At 73.6% G+C, this 16065-nt stretch carries 13 protein-coding genes; 2 read left to right on the top strand and 11 right to left on the bottom strand.

Going from position 1 to position 16065, the window contains the following annotated elements; all coding sequences use genetic code 11:
• Positions 1–6: 6 nt before the first annotated feature.
• The 8 genes from BLQ34_RS00825 to BLQ34_RS00790 all read right to left on the bottom strand — a co-directional run bounded on the left by BLQ34_RS00825 (position 7) and on the right by BLQ34_RS00790 (position 6479).
• Entirely contained in the window at positions 7–228 is a 222-nt protein-coding gene (locus BLQ34_RS00825) for a hypothetical protein (RefSeq protein WP_157692838.1), read from the bottom strand.
• A gap of 2 nt (positions 229–230) precedes the next feature.
• Positions 231–824: an HhH-GPD-type base excision DNA repair protein gene (locus tag BLQ34_RS00820; protein WP_091780219.1), complete on the bottom strand. Its 594-nt coding sequence runs from the start codon at positions 822–824 to the stop codon at positions 231–233.
• 111 nt (positions 825–935) lie between these two features.
• Positions 936–2417: an alkaline phosphatase family protein gene (locus BLQ34_RS00815; protein WP_091780216.1), complete on the bottom strand. Its 1482-nt coding sequence runs from the start codon at positions 2415–2417 to the stop codon at positions 936–938.
• Between the two features lie 151 nt (positions 2418–2568).
• Positions 2569–2700, bottom strand: coding sequence for a hypothetical protein (locus BLQ34_RS19390; RefSeq protein ID WP_269457309.1), 132 nt, complete (start codon positions 2698–2700; stop codon positions 2569–2571).
• A 143-nt stretch (positions 2701–2843) separates the two neighbouring features.
• On the bottom strand, positions 2844–3131 hold the full coding sequence (locus tag BLQ34_RS00805; protein ID WP_091780210.1) for a WhiB family transcriptional regulator: 288 nt from the start codon (positions 3129–3131) through the stop codon (positions 2844–2846).
• A 270-nt stretch (positions 3132–3401) separates the two neighbouring features.
• A complete protein-coding gene (locus BLQ34_RS00800; protein WP_091780207.1) occupies positions 3402–3635 on the bottom strand; it encodes a hypothetical protein in 234 nt (77 codons plus the stop codon).
• A 148-nt stretch (positions 3636–3783) separates the two neighbouring features.
• On the bottom strand, positions 3784–5970 hold the full coding sequence (locus tag BLQ34_RS00795; protein ID WP_091780204.1) for an ATP-dependent DNA helicase UvrD2: 2187 nt from the start codon (positions 5968–5970) through the stop codon (positions 3784–3786).
• A gap of 59 nt (positions 5971–6029) precedes the next feature.
• On the bottom strand, positions 6030–6479 hold the full coding sequence (locus BLQ34_RS00790) for a PPOX class F420-dependent oxidoreductase (RefSeq protein WP_091780202.1): 450 nt from the start codon (positions 6477–6479) through the stop codon (positions 6030–6032).
• 108 nt (positions 6480–6587) lie between these two features.
• Between BLQ34_RS00790 and BLQ34_RS00785 the strand changes: the two genes are divergently transcribed.
• Complete coding sequence (locus BLQ34_RS00785; RefSeq protein WP_091780199.1) at positions 6588–6857, top strand: glutaredoxin domain-containing protein; 270 nt, start codon at positions 6588–6590, stop codon at positions 6855–6857.
• A gap of 48 nt (positions 6858–6905) precedes the next feature.
• Here the strand turns inward: BLQ34_RS00785 and nudC are convergent, their stop codons facing one another.
• Positions 6906–7889, bottom strand: coding sequence for an NAD(+) diphosphatase (nudC, locus tag BLQ34_RS00780; protein ID WP_231961375.1), 984 nt, complete (start codon positions 7887–7889; stop codon positions 6906–6908).
• A 41-nt stretch (positions 7890–7930) separates the two neighbouring features.
• Between nudC and BLQ34_RS00775 the strand changes: the two genes are divergently transcribed.
• Positions 7931–9400 (top strand): phosphotransferase, encoded by a 1470-nt coding sequence (locus BLQ34_RS00775; RefSeq protein ID WP_091780197.1) that lies wholly within the window; start codon positions 7931–7933, stop codon positions 9398–9400.
• Between the two features lie 85 nt (positions 9401–9485).
• On the opposite strand, the gene BLQ34_RS00770 is transcribed toward BLQ34_RS00775, so the two are convergent.
• Both BLQ34_RS00770 and BLQ34_RS00765 read right to left on the bottom strand, forming a co-directional pair.
• Positions 9486–12884: an ATP-dependent helicase gene (locus BLQ34_RS00770; RefSeq protein ID WP_091788992.1), complete on the bottom strand. Its 3399-nt coding sequence runs from the start codon at positions 12882–12884 to the stop codon at positions 9486–9488.
• Positions 12884–16060, bottom strand: coding sequence for an ATP-dependent helicase (locus tag BLQ34_RS00765; protein ID WP_091780194.1), 3177 nt, complete (start codon positions 16058–16060; stop codon positions 12884–12886). Before BLQ34_RS00765 ends, BLQ34_RS00770 begins: the two co-directional genes overlap by 1 nt.
• Positions 16061–16065: the final 5 nt, after the last annotated feature.

Here is a 16065-nt window from a genome sequence, read left to right as displayed (position 1 = left end):
GTCGGCTCACCACCAGGCAGAGTCGAGCTTGCCCTCGATGCTGCGCAGGTGCTCGCGGCTGCACCGGTCGCAGGTCCAGACCTCGCGGGCGTTCTCGGTGCCACGGGTCCAGGTGATCGCCGCCAGAGCGGGGTCGTCCGCCGTCGTGCCGCAGGTGGCGCACACGGGCGGCGCGCTGGCCGCTCGCGCCGACGGGGCACCGGGATCGCCGGCTTCGTGGTCGGCCACGGTCACTTCCTGGTGAGCGCGGCGTCCTTGGCCTTCGCCGCGGCCTTGGCAGCCTGCTTGAACTCGCGCACCTTGGCCAGCGACGCCGCATCCACGACGTCGGCCACCGACCGGTACGAGCCGTCCTCGGCGTAGGGGCCGATCGCCTCCTGCCACCCTGCCGGCCGCACGTCGAGCTGCTTGCCGACCAGGGCGGCAAAGATGCGGGCCTTCTGGTCGCCGAAGCCGGGGAGCGCCTTGAGCCGGGCGACCAGGTCACGGGCGTCGGAGGCCTCGGTCCAGATCGACTCGGCCCGCCCGTCGTACTGGTCGCGGACCACCGTCGCCAGCTGCTGCACCCGGCCCGCCATCGACCGGCCATAGCGGTGGATCGCCGGAGGGGTGGCGCACAGCTCGGCGAACGCCTCGGGCTCGGCCGCGGCGATCGCGTCGGGAGCCAACGTCCCGAACCGGTCGAGGATCTTCCACGGTCCGCGGAACGCATGCTCCATCGGGTACTGCTGGTCGAGCAACATCCCCACGAGCAGGGCGAACGGGTCGTTGCTCAGCACCTCGTCGGCTGCCTCGTCCTGGGCGATGCGGATCTGCGTGGCCATGCGGCCAGCCTAACCCGGCAGGTGACCGTCCATTCGGACGGAGACCTGCAGGTGCGGAGGGCAGGTTTTCGCTCCGATCGGACATCCCTGCAGCAGCGGGCCGCCAGTCACTCAGAGCAGGTAGACGAACCCCGGGCCCTCGTCGCGATAGGGGATGCCGAGCGCGTCGAGGGCCGGCTTCCAGGAACCGGTCACGCTGGGGTCCGCCCCCTCGAAGCCGTGGTCGGCGGTGAGCAGGAAGGTCACCTCGTCGAGGACCCCGAGCCCGTCGAGGTGGTCGAGGAACGCGACCAGGCGGGCATCGCTCTGCCGCAGTGAGTCGCGCGCCAGCTCCGATCGAGGGCCGCCGCCGTGGTGCCCGGCATCGGTGACGACGTTGGCCCACCAGGTCAGGGTCGGCGCCTCCTCGGGCGTCTCCCAGAGCTGGAGCACCTGCTGCAGGCCCAGGTCGTCGACCTGCACGCCCCAGCGGAAGTACGCGTCGTCCAGGTGGGCGGGGTCGCGCAGGAACGGCGACTCCGCTGGGTCGGGGAGCAGGTCGCCCATGCCACTGGTGGCCGACTCGAAGCCACCAGCCGCCCTGAGCAGCGCCATGGTGCCGTAGTCGGCGCCGCGGTCGATCGCCTCGTCGACACTCGCCGTGCGAGGCGAGTCACCTTGCGGCACATGGTCGTTCACCATCTCGAACACGGTCCGCGCGCCGGGACGCAGCCACTCGGCGCTGCGGTGCCAGGTCTCGGCGTCATTGGGCACCACTCGTTCCTGCAGGGCCCGGTCGTAGTAGACGTTGCCCAGCACCCCGTGCCGTCCGGGCCCCACCCCGGTGAGGATCGAGGTGTGGTTGGTGAGCGTGACGCTCGGGAACTCGGCCACCGCTCCCCCGCGCAGGGCCAGACCCCGCTCCAGCAGCCGCGCGACCCCGGGCAGGTGACCGGTCTCGGCGAGGTGCAGCAGGTCACCACAGTGGGCGCCGTCCCAGAGGATGCCCACGACCCGAGGCCGCCGTCTTGCCTCCGGAGCCTCGAGGTATGCGGTGAGGGCACGCCCGTCGAGCGCGGCACCGTCCGCGTCGCGCAGGTCCTCCTCGGGCACCCCCGAGAGGACGGCGAGGGTCGGCGCCACGTCGACGAGGCGGGCGTGCTCGTCGACGACGCCGAGCCGGCGGACCCCGGGGCCCGAGAGGACGAGGGGCGCCCGGGACTGGATGACGTCGAGGGATCCGTGCTCGCCGACGTGACCGCCCTCGTCGACGAACCAGTGCCGCGGGGTGTGCACGACGGCCACGTCGGGGCTGCGGTCCGGGTCGCCGAACAACGAGCGGATCCGTCGGGCGGCATACGGGTAGGCGTTGTCGGTGGACACCCGCGGACCGGCGCCGGCGACCTCGGCGTCGTAGGGCAGGAACGCCATCGGGTCCTCGTCCGCGACCGGGTCGATCCCCGAGAGCACCTCGTGGGTGCCGTCGTCGTGCAGCCGCACGGTGCCGAGGTGGTTCGCGGCGTGCGCGACGTCGTCCTCCACCCACACCACGAGGTCGACGACGGCAGCCAGGTCTGGGGTGGTCAGGGACTTGACGACTGCTTCGCGGGACATGTCCGGACGATAGCCAGTCGAGAGCGCACGACACGCTGGCGACGGCGCCGCGGCGCCCGCGTGTCGTGCGCCCTCGACTGCCCCGGGAAACCAAGGAACCCGCCGGGACGGCCTCCAGAGCGGAAGGTCCCGGCGGGTTCGGGTGCGGGGGTCACCGGGCCAGCATTCGAGGCATGGCGAGCAGCATCTCCTGCTGCGCCTGCGCCTCGAGCCGGCGCTGGTACTCCCGTTGGCGACGCGTTCGATGCGCGCGCGCCAGGTCGGCGTACAAGGCCTGGAACATGGTGTGGCTCCTGTCGTGTGAAAGGTGGATGTCTGTGGTGTCGGCGGGCCCGATCGGTCCCGCGGGGTCAGCTCCTGCGGCTGACCCCGCGATCACCTCTGCGGGTCCCCCGTCGGTGTTCTGGACGAGCGTCATGGACGTCATCAGGCGGCGACCGGGTTCTTGCGCGGCCGGCCCCTGGGCCGCTTGCGTGCGACGACGACCCCCTGGACGAAGAGCTCACCGCCCCACACGCCCCACGGCTCGGACCGCTCGAGCGCGCCTGCGAGGCAGGCGGCCAGGGCCGGGCACGTGTGGCACAGCGACTTGGCGAACTCGACGTCGGCCGGGCTCTCGGCGAACCACATCTCGGCGTCGTTCTCTCGACACGGGATGCCGGCGCCTGCGATCGCGGCCTGCTCGTTCAGGTCGTGGAGTGCGCTCAGATGCATCGGGTGTCACCTCCCTCTCGTCGTCCCGCCACGGTGGTGGCGGATTTCCCTGTTTCCGTCTGGCCGGTGGCTCCCCGGTCGGGGGCCGGCCCGTTCTCTTCGGTGTCGTGCTCCATCTCGGTGGTGCTTCTTCCTGCTCGGCGTGGTGCGGAAGAACTGTGCTGGCCAGCTGCTGGGTTCGGACGAACCGGCTGCGCTGGACAAACAGAAAGGCCGCGGATCCCGGATATCGGGTTCCGCGGCCTCGGAGAGGGCCTGCTGGCTGGTGGCCTAGACAGGTGGTTCTCCGAAGGGACGGAACGCGAGATCCTTGGTGGCGCCGAAGCCGCCGACGTACGTCGGGACCTGGGCATCGGCGATCACGAGGGTGGCGATGGGCGCGGGCACAGTGGTCCCCTGGGCCCATCCACGGCTGCCCGCGAGGAGGACTCGGCCGGCCTCGGGGCACACGGAACGGACGCGGGACATGTGAGTCGCGTCGATCGTCATCGTGATGTTCTCCATGGGGCCAACCCTCCTTCGGTTGCTCGTGGGGTCTTCGCGCGGCGCGCGAGACACCCTGGTTCGGTGTGTTGCTCCAGAGTAGAGGACGCCGCCACGAGGCAGCAACGCATTTATCGAGAATTCCTGCAAAGAATTGTCGAAAGGACGCTTAGTCGTCGGAATCCGTTGCGGGAGAACGCTTTTCGAGCACAGATTCGACATCCTCGCCGGAGATCAGGGCCAGCACCTGCGCGCCGTAGAGGCCGAGCTTGCGAGCGCCGACCCCACTGATCTGAGCCAGCTCGGCCTCGGAGGAGGGCTCGCGCTCGGCGATCGCGGTGAGCGTGGCGTCGGTGAAGACGACGTAGGCCGGGACGCTGGAGTCGCGCGCCACGGCCAGCCGCCAGGTGCGCAGTCGCTCGAAGGTGGCCTCGGAGTAGGTGGGCGGGCAGTCGTCGCAGCGGCCCGTCTTGCGCTGGGCGGCGGTGGTCAGCTCGGCGCCGCACGAGCGGCAGTGCGCCGGCAGCGTCGGCTTGAGCGCCTTGCCGCGCCTACCCTTGCTGCCGACCTTGCTCGACCCCTTGGGCTGGGAGCGGGCCCCCTCACCGAGGATGCTCGCCGCGCCGTCGAGGAACCGCGACGGCCGACGGCTGGCGCGAGCCCCGGGAGTCCGGGCCCCGGCCCACGACAACCGCAGCTCGCGCCGGGCCCTCGTGACGCCGACATACATGAGCCGCCGCTCCTCCTCGATGGCCTCGGGCGTCTCGGCCATCATGATCGGCAGGAAGCCGTCGGAGACGCCGGTGAGGAAGACGACGTCCCACTCCAGGCCCTTCGCGGCGTGCAGCGACGCCAGCGTGACGCCCTGGACCGCGGGCGCGTGCTGGGCGGCGGCGCGCTCGTCGAGCTCGCGCAGGAAGTCGGGCAGTCGAGCCGCCGAGGTGGTGGCGACCAGGTCGTCGGACAGGGCGGCCAGGGCACTCAACGACTCCCAGCGCTCGCGACCGGCTCCTCCCGAGCTGGGCGCCTCACGGGTCCACCCTGCGCCGAGCAGGACGTCGCGCACGAGGTCGGGCAGGGCCTTGGCGCCGTCGTCGGACCGGGCCGCCCCGCGCAGCAGGAGGATCGCATCGCGGACCTCGCGCCGCGAGAAGAACCGCTCGCCGCCGCGCACGAGGTAGGGGACGCCCGCGTCCGCGAGCGCCGCCTCGAACGCCTCGGACTGGCCGTTGGTGCGGAAGAGGACCGCGATCTCGGCCGGCGACACCCCACTCGCGACGCGCTGGGCGATCTCGCCCGCCACCGCTGCGGCCTCCGCCGGGTCGTCCGGATGCGCGCTGAGCACCGGGGGCGGGCCGTCCTGGCCCTGGGCCTGCAGCGTGACCGCGTTGCTGCGCATGGCACCCGACGGCCCCCGCACGACGAGGTTGGCCAGCCCCACCACCTGTGGCGTCGAGCGGTAGTTGCGGACCAGCCGCACCACCGCGGCCTTCGGGTGCCGGGTCTGGAACTCGAGCAGGTGCCGCGGGCTGGCGCCGGTGAACGAGTAGATGGTCTGGGCCGGGTCACCCACGACGCACAGGTCGTCGCGCTCCCCCACCCACAGGTCGAGCAGGCGCTGCTGGAGGGCGTTGACGTCCTGGTACTCGTCGACGACGAAGTGGCGGTACTGCGACCGGACCGCCCGCGCGATGTCGTCCCGCTCGGCCAGGATCCCCACGGTCAGCAGGAGGACGTCCTCGAAGTCGATCACACCCCGCTGGGTCTTCACCTGCTCGTACGCCTCGAGGACACGCGCCATCGCGGTCGCGTCGAGGCCCGGCGGCTCGCGGCGCGCCGCCCGCGCCCCCGCGGCATACGTCTCCGGGGTCAGCATCGAGACCTTGGCCCACTCCACCTCGGCGGCGAGGTCGCGGATCGCCGTGCGGTCGCGGGCGAGGTCGAGCCGCAGTGACGCGGCGGCCTGCGCGACGGCCGCGGCCTTCTGGCTCATCACCTCGGGAGCGGCGCCACCGATCGCCTGCGGCCAGAAGTAGTGCAGCTGCCGCAGGGCAGCCGCGTGGAAGGTGCGCGCCTGGACCCCCGCGACCCCGAGGGTGCGCAGCCGGGTGCGCATCTCGCCGGCGGCCCGTGCGGTGAAGGTGACGGCGAGGACTCGCTGGCCCTGGTAGGCGCCCGAGTGGACGCCGTAGGCGATCCGGTGCGTGATCGCCCGCGTCTTGCCCGTGCCGGCGCCGGCCAGCACCACCATCGGCCCCAGCGGGTGCGCGGCGACCTCGCGCTGCTCAGGGTCGAGCGCGTCGAGGATGTCGTCGGCGGTCGTGTGCACGGGTGCGCCGTGGGGCTGGGTGGGCATCGCCGCGATCCTGTCATGCGGGACCGACGGCGAACCCCCTGGGAGTCACGGCAGGAGGCTCATTGGACGAGGCCGTAGACCCGGGTCACCTGCAGCCGCAGGATCCGGCGGCCGTCCTCGACCATGGCCCGGCGGTAGTCGGCCCAGTCCGGGTGGTCCGCACCGCGGATCGTCCGGTAGAGCTCGACCAGCTCCTCGACGACCTCGTCGTCGGCAGCCTGCGCGACCGGCGAGAACGACACGTCGCCCTCGAGCACGGCATACGACCAGCCCTCCTCGGAGGTGACGAGGAGGGAGCCGCGCGGGTCGCGCAGGAGGTTCGCCACCTTGGCCCGGCCGTCCACGACCGAGACCCGCACCCGGGGCGCGGCCGGGTCGCTGGTGTCGAGGGTGTGGTTGACCATCGACAGCTGCGGGCGGCCGTCGCGCTTGAGCGCCGCGAGCGCCCCGATCCGACGGCTGGAGGCCAGGGCGAGCAGGGCGGGGTCGAAGGCAGTGGCGGAGACCATGGGTCATCATGGTCACAGAGGTCACATCCGCGCGCGGAATCCCCCGTGCTCCTGCGTGGTTGTAGCCCGTGACCGCCTCCGACCCCGAGAGAGACAGCTCCCGACACCATGAGCGCCAGCGCCCTGAAGACCCCCGCCCCCGGTTCCGTGACGATGTTCAGCACGTCATGGTGCGGCTACTGCAACCGCCTGAAGGCCCAGATGGGTCGCGAGGGGATCTCCTTCACCGAGGTGAACATCGAAGAGGTGCCCGAGGCGGTCGAGTTCGTGATGGACGCCAACGACGGCAACCAGACCGTCCCGACGCTGCTCTTCCCCGACGGCACGTCCGCGACCAACCCCTCGATCAACGAGGTCAAGAAGCGCCTGGCCTCCTGAGCCACCCGCGGTCGCGCTCCTCCCTCGCCCACCGGGACCAGCGCACCCTCAGTCGGGGGTGACCTCGTCGAGGTCCTGGCCGAGCCACCGCTCGATCAGCCGGCGTGAGATCGACAGCCGGGTCGATGGACTGACCCGCCCCTGCGCCACGATCTCGCGGTACTCGTCGCGGCTGAACCAGCGCGCCTCGGCGATCTCCGCCTCCTGGAGCCGCAGCTCGCTGCCCTGTGCCCGCGCCGTGAACCCGACCATCAGCGAGTTCGGGAACGGCCACGGCTGGTCGCCCAGGTACTCCACGTCGTGGACCTGCAGACCGACCTCCTCGTGGACCTCGCGCGCCACCGCTGCAGCCAGGCTCTCACCGGGCTCGAGGAAGCCGGCCAGCACCGAGAACCGGCCCGCACCCCAACCCGCCCCGCGGGCCAGGAGCAACCGGTCGTCCGCGTCGACGACGGACATGATCACGGCCACGTCCGTGCGGGGGTAGTGCTCGCTGCCGTCGCGGTCGCACCGCCGCAACCAGCCCGCCTGCACCGGCTGGGTGGGTGCGCCGCAGCGGGGGCAGTGGCCGTGAGTCCCGTGCCAGTTGGCCAGGGCCAGCGCGGTCGCGAAGATCGTGGCGTCGCGGTCCGAGAGGTCGGCCCCCACCTGCCGGAGCCCGCAGAGCCTCGCGTCCCCGTCGGCAGCCTGCGCATCGTCACCGCCGTCAGCGGCCGGCCGGGCGACGGCGAGGTATGCCGTGCCGTCGCCGTCCTGCCCCAGGTAGAGCACCAGTGACTCGGCGTCGCCTGCGGCGGGGGCGCGCAGGTCGAGGGCCGGCAGCCCGCCGCTGCCACCGTCTGCGGCGGCCGCTTGATCCGGAGCGTCGGTCCAGCGCACCGGCACCCGGTCGCCATGGACCTCCAAGACCCGGGTCCGCGGGTCCGCGAGCAGCCGATCGAGCAGGTGCGGCTCGGCGCGCCGCTCGGCGTGGCGGTCGAGGCCGGGTCGGGCGAGCGCGAGATGAGGCAGAGTTTCGATCAGGAGGCCCACACCTCCACCCTAGGCGCGCCCACACGGCATACGGTGACGGTGTGGACCGCAGCCCCCTCTTCCTCGCCGCGCTGGCCAGCGCTGCCGTGCCGGGGCTCGACCCCGCCAGCGTCGAGGCGCTCCCCGCCGCGCCGGACCAGCTCGACCCGGCCACCGGTTACGACGTGGCGTTCGTGCAGGACACCCAGCACCGCCGGTGGGTGGTGCGCGTGCCACGCAGCCAGGCCGCCGCCGCCCAGATGGAGGCCACCTTCGGGCTGCTCGGGCTGCTCGCCCGGCGGCTGCCGTTCAGCGTGCCGACCCCCAAGGGTTTCGCCGCCCTCAAGGAGGGCGGCCGCGCCGCGATCTACCCCTACCTGCCCGGCCAGAACATCGACTTCGCGCAGCTGCCCGCCGGACCCGGGTTGGCCGCCGAGCTCGGTCGCTCGATCGCGGCCCTGCACAACGCCGACCACGGGTTGTTCGACGAGGCGGGACTGCCCGCCTACGACGCCGACACCTACCGCACCCGTCGGCTGAGCGAGCTCGACCGGGCCGCCGCGACCGGGCACGTCCCGACCGGGCTGCTGGCGCGGTGGGAGAAGCTGCTCGAGGACGTGACGCTCTGGCGGTTCGCGCCCACACCGACGCACGGGGACCTCACCGGTGCCCAGGTGCTCGTGGTGTTCGACGACGAGGACGACGCCACCAGCGGACGGGTCAAGGCCCTCACCGGCTGGGAGGACGCCAAGGTCGCCGACCCCGCGGACGACTTCTCCGCGCTCGTCACCCAGGCCACCCCGCGCGCCCTCGAGACGCTGATGGAGGCCTACGCGCACGCCCGGGCGGAGCGTCCTGACAACCACCTGCTCACCCGGGCCCGCCTCTGCGCGGAGATGCGCACGCTGTCGCGGCTGATGGCGGCCAGCTCGGCGGGCGACCGGCTCCAGGTCGAGCGGCACGCTGCGGCGCTGCGGCGCCTCGACGACCGCGTGCACGCCGAGGAGGAGGCCGCCAACGACTACCGCCGACCGGCCAGCGGGGCGACGCCGAGCAGCACCGGGGCGGCGAGTCCGGTGCTGGTGCCGCCGGTCATCGACGACGCCGAGGACGACGAGGACGACGACGTCGAGGTGATGTTCGGTCGCACCGCGGACGACGACCCCGACACCGACGACCCCGGCGCCACGCAGTCCGACGCCGACGACGAGCTCGAGAGCGAGGCGGAGCTCGAGGACGCGGACTGCGACGAGAACCTGGACGCCGACCCGGACGAGGACCCGGACGAGGACCCGGACGAAGAGTCGGACGCGGACGAAGAGTCGGACGCGGACAGGCACTGGGCCACCTCGGAGGTCACGGCCGAGATCGACGTGAGCTCGCTGCGCCACGGCGCGCAGGACCCACCGCAGGAGCGCGCACCCGCGGACGAAGACCGAGAGCCGGTCCAGTCCGTCGACGGCGACGGCGACGGCGACGGCGACGGCGAGCCCGGCCCGGAGTTCGAACCCGGCTACGCCCCGCACACCTGACGACGACGTGTTGCGCGCAGGTCGTCGCCGGGCCCCTGATCCGCCACTGCCTGACCACCAGGTCGCAACAGGTCGCCGTGGGGGGCTAGGCCTCCTGCACTGAGCCCAGCAGGACGGCGAGGGCGGTGTCGTCGGGCAGCTCGGGCCAGACCGTCTCACCGCTGCCCGCGTAGTAGAACGCCGCATCCACCTGGTCGAGCGCCAGTCCGCGCAGTCGGGCGAAGCCGACCCGGTAGGCGGCCAGCTGCAGGGCCCGGGACCGGGCCGACTCGCCGGTCGGCCTGGCCCCCGTCTTCCAGTCGACGATGGTGAACCCGCCCCCGGGCCGCGGGAAGACGGCGTCGATCCGACCACGCACCGCGATCCCGTCGATGACGGTCTCGACGGCGATCTCGATCTCGGCCGGGGTGCGGTGCGCCCACTCGCTCGCGAGGAACAGCTGCTTCATCAGTGGCAGGTCGTCGTCGTCGCCCGGGTCGTCGTCGGCGCTCCCGGGCAGGTCGAGCAGGTCGACGATGGCCGCCCGGGCGTAGTGCTGCTCGACCCACGCGTGGAACGCCGTGCCGCGTCGTGCCGCGAGCGCCGGTGGCTCGGGCATCGGCCGGCGCAGCGTCGAGGCGAACCGGGCCGGGTCCTGGGCCAGGCTCACCACGGCCGAGGCCGACAGGTGGCGTGGCATGAGCACCGTGACGTCGCCGCGGTGGGCGAGCCGGTGGCGCTCCTCGAGCAGCAGCTCGAGCTCTTCGAGGACGGTCGGCGCGTCGCCGGGCAGCGGGAAGCTGGCCTGCTCGGAGAGGGCGGCGCCGGAGTCCGCCCCGGGTGCGTGCCCGGCCACCGCCGCTCGCACGGCTTGCGCACCTGCGGTCAGCGCGGCGCGGCGATGGGCGAGCGGATCTGCCGGCCACTCGACACTGGTCGCCGCGGCAGCCGTCGGGTTGACGGCTTGCGCCGGCACGGCGGGGTCGGGGAGGTCGGCCCAGCCGCGCAGCTCCACCGGCAGGCCCGCCTCGGAGTCGACCACCTCGAGCAGGAAGCGGGAGGTCACCTTCGGGGTCTTGCCATCGGTCCAGACCGGCGCGGTGAGCAGCATGTCGGTGCGCGCCCGGGTGAAGGCCACGTAGGCGAGCCGGCGCTCCTCGTCGACCCCGTGGTCGCCCCCCGCCCGCAGGAACCGCTCGACCCGCGTCTCCATGTCCTTCCAGTCGCCGGCCCCCTCCCAGTCGAGGACGGGGAGGCCGTCACGGTCTCCGCGCAGGGCGTAGGGGATGCCGCCGTCGGACAGCCCGCCGATCCAGCCGCGCTGCTTCGGGTCGGACATCGTCCAGGTCGTGCCGTCGGACCGGCTCGCCGCCGAGGCCAGGGCCGGGAACGATCCCTCGACGAGCCCAGGCACGGCCACCGCGTCCCACTCCAGTCCCTTGGCGGCGTGGATCGTCAGGATCTGCACCGCATCGGTCGAGGCCTCGATGTAACCCTTGTCGAGGCCACGCTCCTCCTTGAGAGCGGCCGCCAGCCAGGCCAGGAACCCGCCGAGGTTCGGCCGGTCCGCGCTGACCGTGAAGGTCGCGGCGACGTCGGCGAACGCGTCCAGGTGGGCTCGGGCCGCCGCCGGGGTGTAGCCCGGGCGAGCGAGCACCTCGATGTCGAGGCCCAGCGCGCGCTCGGCCTCGCCGACGAGGTCGGCGAGCGGGAGCGCCGACAGGGAGCGCAGCCTGCGGATGGCCTGCTGGAGGCCACGGATCCGGGCCAGCCCGACGTCGCTGACCCCCTTGCCGTCCCAGCTGGTCCAGCCGGGCCTCGGCGGGTCGTCCACCGCCTCCACGATGCTGACCCGGTCGGAGCTGTCCGGCGACTGGTCGCGCACGGCCCGTTCGGCTCCGGCACTGGTCTGGACGCCCTCGGAGTCGTCGTCGTCCTGGGGCGCTGACCGGTCGTCGACCCCCAGGCGCAGGTCCTGCTGGTGACGTGCCCACGCCATCAACCCGTCGAGGTCGGCTGCCCCGAGCCGGCACAGCGGCCCGGTGAGCAGCCGCATGAGCTGGTCGCCGCGACTCGGGTCGTGAACCACGTGCAGGAGCGCGGTGATGTCCTCGACCTCCGGGGTGAGCAGCAGCCCGCCGAGACCGACGACCTCGTAGGGCACCCCCCTGGCCTCGAGGGCGTCGATGACCGGAGCGAACTGTGACCGCTTGCGGCAGAGCACTGCCGCCGACCGGGCGCCGGCCTCCCGGCGGTCGGCCAACCAGTCGGCCACCAGGGCCGCCTCCTCGCCGGCTGTCTCCAGACGCGCCGCCACGACCCGGCCGCGGCCGGCACCGTCGCGGGCGACGAGCTCGGCGACCGGCACCGCGGACCGTTCGCGCAGCGGCGCCGCCACGGCGTTCGCGACGGCGAGGACTCCGGCGTCGTTGCGCCAGCTCGTCGCGAGGGGCAGCACGGGCGCCGGGCCGGCCGCGTTGCCGAAGGCCCTGCGGAACTCGCCGAGGGTGGTCGCACTCGCTCCGCGCCACCCGTAGATCGACTGGTGCGGGTCGCCGACGGCGGTCACCGGGGACGGCTGGCCGGGTGCGACGAACAGCGACCGCAGCAGCTCGAGCTGGGCCGCGGACGTGTCCTGGAACTCGTCGAGCAGCACCGCCCCGAAGCGCTGCCGCTCGATCGCCCCGATGTCGGCGAAGCTCGTGGCCAGCCGCGCGGCCAGGGCCATCTGGTCGGCGAAGTCCATGGCGTCACGAGTGCGTTTGAGGGTGAGGTAGCGCTCGACCATCGGCAGCACCCCGGCACGGGCGCGCAGCTGCTCCCGCATCTTCTTGACCTCACCCGGCAGGTCCGTGCCTCGCGCGCCGACGTGGGGCGGCAACGCCGCCAGCGCGGCCAGGACCCGGTCGAGGTATGCCGCGACGTCACCGACCTCCACGAGGTGCTCGGCCATCTCGCCGGCCAGGTCGACGACGGTCGCGGTGACGGTGGACTCGGCGAAGCGCACCTCCTCCATCGGCCCGTCGTAGGCGGCCACCACCTCTGAGGCGTACTGCCAGGCGGCCGCCTCTGAGAGCAGCCTCGACTCGGACTCGTAGCCGAGCCGCAGGGCGTGCTCGCGCACCAGCCGACCGGCATACGAGTGGTAGGTGGACACGGTCGGGGTGCCACCCAGCACCTCGGCGCCGGTCTCGGCGTCGTCGGTGCGGGGGTGCCACACGTCGCGCTGCTGGAGCAGGCGCAGCCGCGCCCCGATGCGCTCGGACAGCTCGGTCGCCGCCTTGCGGGTGAAGGTGAGGCCGAGCACCTGGTCGGGCTCGACGAAGCCGTTGGCGACGAGCCACACCACCCGTCCGGTCATCGTCTCGGTCTTGCCGGACCCGGCACCGGCGACCACGAGCAGTGGTGACATCGGCGCCTCGATGACCGCGACCTGCTGGGCGGTGGGCGCAGGCAGACCGAGCGCGGCCGCGATGTCGTTGGCGGACAACAGTTCTGGAGTCATCACAGCACCCGCCCCTCGGGCTGGGCCGGGCACGACGAGCGCACCTGGCACATCGTGCACCAGTCACCGACGGTGGCCCGGAAGGTCGAGCCGGCCATGCCCTCGGCCGTGCTGGTGACCAGCTCGGCAGCCCACTGCGGCTCGGGGTCGGCGGCGAGTGGGGCCTGGGTCTGCAGGGTGGTCTTGACCAGGGCGGCCTTGCCGACCTGCAGGAGGGCGGCGCCCGCGGACCGGGTGCCCAGGTCACCGAAAGCGCCGCTCTCGACCCCGAGCTGGTAGGCGCCGAGCTGGGGGTGCCGCTCCAGCTCCTCGGCCTTGGGCTTGCTGCTGCCCGTCTTGTAGTCGACGATCCGCAGCCCGGTGCCGTCGGGAGTCCCCTCGATCCGGTCGACCTTGCCGCTCAGCACGGCGCGCCCGAGGGCCACCCGCATGTCGACCTCGGCACCGAGCCGGACCCAGCCCGCGGCGCGCGACTCGTCGAAGTAGGTGGCCAGGCGGCGCACCATGCCGTGCGCCTCGTGGCGCTTGCGGTCGGAGACCCAGCCCGACGGCATGCCGAGGCGGCCCCACCGGGCATCCACCTCGGCGACCAGCGTGTCGGCGTCGACGTCACCGAGCTCGGCGGCGATGTCGTGGACCAGGGTGCCGATGTCGGCGGCGCCCACCGACGGGCCATCGCCCCCCACCGAGCCGAGCAGCCAGCGCAGCCCGCAGTTGCCGAACGACTCGACCTTGCTCGGCGACACCCGGACCTCCTGGTCGGGTCCGCGCAGGGGGCGCTCGTCGGACACCTCGCGCAGCACCCACCACTGCGCCGGGTCGGCACCCGGCACCCCTTCGCGCGTCAGCCGTGCGAGCGCAGCCACCGCGGTGCGCCGCACGGTCTCGTCGTCGGACACGAGGTGGCGGCGCAGCTCGCCCACCAGGGTCGGCAGGGTCATCGTGCGGGCGACCTCGGCGAACCCTCGCTCTCCTTGGGTGGCAATGGTTTCGGGGTCGACGACGTCGAGGTAGACCGACGGCTGCTCGTCGTCGGACCGCACCGCCGTCACGACCACCCGGTCACTGGTCCGGGTCAGCGCGACGAGGAAGGACCGCGTCTCGTCGTAGCGGACGGCGGCCTGCGCGGCCCGGAACGTGCCAGCCCGACCGCTGACGACGTCGACCAGGTGCTCGGACCCCAGCAGCGAGCCGCGCAGCCGCAGGTCGGGCCACACGCCCTCCTGCACCCCCGCGACGACGACGAGCTGCCACTGGCGCCCGGCGGCGGCCTGTGGGGTGGTCACGGTGACCGACTCGCCCACCGGCGAGCGGGCGACGAGGGTGTCACCCGGGATGTCCTGGCTGCCGATGTGGGTGAGGAACTCCTCGGGGCCGGCCTGCGGCAGCCGGTCGACGAACTTGGCCGCCGCGTCGAACAGCCCCACCACGGCGTCGAGGTCACGATCGGCCCGCGCCGCGCCGGCACCGCCGGCCAGGGCGGTGGCCTGCCACTCGGCACCCAGGCCGGTCGCAGCCCACATCGCCCACAGCACCGACTCGGCGCTCACGCCGGCCTCCCAGCGCCACACCGGGCCCGACGGGGTCTGCTCGGCCGTGCCACGAGCGGCCCGGACGCCGGCGGCGATGGTGGCGGCGACCCGGCGCGCCGGGTTGCCCTCGGGGCCCGTCTCGACCAGCGCACCGGGCGCCAGCAGCGCCTCCGCGAGCAGCTCGTCACTGGTGCGGCCGCCCCCACCCTCGAGCTCGAGCCTGCGCAGGGCCCGACGCAGCCGCCGCAGTCCCACCGCATCGGCCCCGCCGATCGGGGACAGCAGGGTGTCGGCCGCGACCTGGGGTGACAGGGCGTCGTCGACACCCCGGGCGCGCTCGAGCACGACCTCGAGAAGCGAGAGGAGCGGTCGCACCGCCACCTCGTCACGCACCGGGAGGTCGGTCGACGAGCCGGCCACCGGGACGCCGGCCGCCATCAACACCCGGCGCAGCGTGGCGGTGCGGCCCTGACCGCGGACGATCACGGCCATCTCCGACCACGGGATGCCGAACCGCAGGTGCGACTCGCGCAGCTCGGCGGCCACGTGGCTCGCCTCCTGGCTCACCGCGCGCAGCAGGCGGACGTCGACCCGGCCACCGGCGCGTCCTGCGGCCGCACCACGCTGGACACCACCGGCGAGCGCCCCGATCTTGGGCGCGACCCGCGCCGCCGCGTCGACCACGGCCTGCGGCAGCCGGTGAGCCGTGGGCAGCACGAGGGTCTGCGGCTCGCCGCCCGCCGGGCTGGCACCCAGGGACTCCCAGCCGTCGGCGAGGTGCCGCGGGTCGGCCCCGCGGAAGGTCTGGACGGCACTGTCGGGATCGCCGAGGAGCACGACGTCGACGCCCGGGGTGGCGATCGTGCGCAGCAGCCGCGCGGCCGCCGAGGTGAGCTCCTGGGCGTCGTCGACCACGACCAGCCGCAGCCCGTCGACGAACCGGGCACGCGCGGCCGGGTCCTCGTCGAGCAGGTCGCAGGCCGCACCGAGGATCCAGGCCGGGTCGTAGGCGCCCGGTGCCGAGAGCGCCGTGACCTCGTCGTACTCGGCCAGGACGTCGGCCGCGGCCACCCACTCCGGACGATCGTGCTCGCGGCCCAGCCGGGCCAGGTCGGCGGGCTCGAGGTCGTGCTCCACCGCGCGCATCAGCAGGTCGCGCAGCTCGCTCCGGAAGCCGCGGGTGCCGAGCGCCAGCTGCACCCGCTCGGGCCAGACGGGACCGGTGCCCTCTGCGGCGTGGCCGGCCAGCAGCTCGCGCAGGATGACGTCCTGCTCGGGGCCGCTGAGCAGCCGCGGGGTCGGGTCGCCGCGCAGGGCCGCGGCCTGGCGCAGGAGGCCGAAACCGAGCGCCTGGTGGGTGCGGGCCAGCGGCTCGGTGGACGTGCCGCCCAGCCGCGCCGTGACCCGCTCCCGCAGGCTCCCGGCCGCGACGCGGGACGAGGTGAGAACCAGGCACTGGTCGGCAGCGGCCTCGCCCGACTGGACCCGCGCCACGACCGCCTCGATCGCGAGGGTGGTCTTGCCCGTGCCCGGACCACCGAGCACGCGCAGCACCCCGCCGCGGTGGGCGAGGGCGGCCAGCTGCACGTCGTCGAGCGGCGGCGCCTCGGCCACCACGCTCGGGGCGCGACGGAGGTTCAGCACGCCCT

The sequence above is a fragment of the Pedococcus dokdonensis genome (assembly GCF_900104525.1).
In the GTDB taxonomy this organism is placed as follows: domain Bacteria; phylum Actinomycetota; class Actinomycetes; order Actinomycetales; family Dermatophilaceae; genus Pedococcus; species Pedococcus dokdonensis.
The sequence above is the reverse complement of the archived record's forward strand: the minus strand, read 5'-3'. Positions and strand labels throughout refer to the sequence as shown.

Coding starts and splice junctions, on each gene's coding strand:
- BLQ34_RS00820 (WP_091780219.1), bottom strand. CDS start 824: ATGGCCACGCAGATCCGCATCGCCCAGGACGAGGCAGCCGACGAGGTG.
- BLQ34_RS00815 (WP_091780216.1), bottom strand. CDS start 2,417: ATGTCCCGCGAAGCAGTCGTCAAGTCCCTGACCACCCCAGACCTGGCT.
- BLQ34_RS19390 (WP_269457309.1), bottom strand. CDS start 2,700: ATGTTCCAGGCCTTGTACGCCGACCTGGCGCGCGCGCATCGAACGCGT.
- BLQ34_RS00805 (WP_091780210.1), bottom strand. CDS start 3,131: ATGCATCTGAGCGCACTCCACGACCTGAACGAGCAGGCCGCGATCGCA.
- BLQ34_RS00800 (WP_091780207.1), bottom strand. CDS start 3,635: ATGGAGAACATCACGATGACGATCGACGCGACTCACATGTCCCGCGTC.
- BLQ34_RS00795 (WP_091780204.1), bottom strand. CDS start 5,970: ATGCCCACCCAGCCCCACGGCGCACCCGTGCACACGACCGCCGACGAC.
- BLQ34_RS00790 (WP_091780202.1), bottom strand. CDS start 6,479: ATGGTCTCCGCCACTGCCTTCGACCCCGCCCTGCTCGCCCTGGCCTCC.
- BLQ34_RS00785 (WP_091780199.1), top strand. CDS start 6,588: ATGAGCGCCAGCGCCCTGAAGACCCCCGCCCCCGGTTCCGTGACGATG.
- BLQ34_RS00770 (WP_091788992.1), bottom strand. CDS start 12,884: ATGACTCCAGAACTGTTGTCCGCCAACGACATCGCGGCCGCGCTCGGT.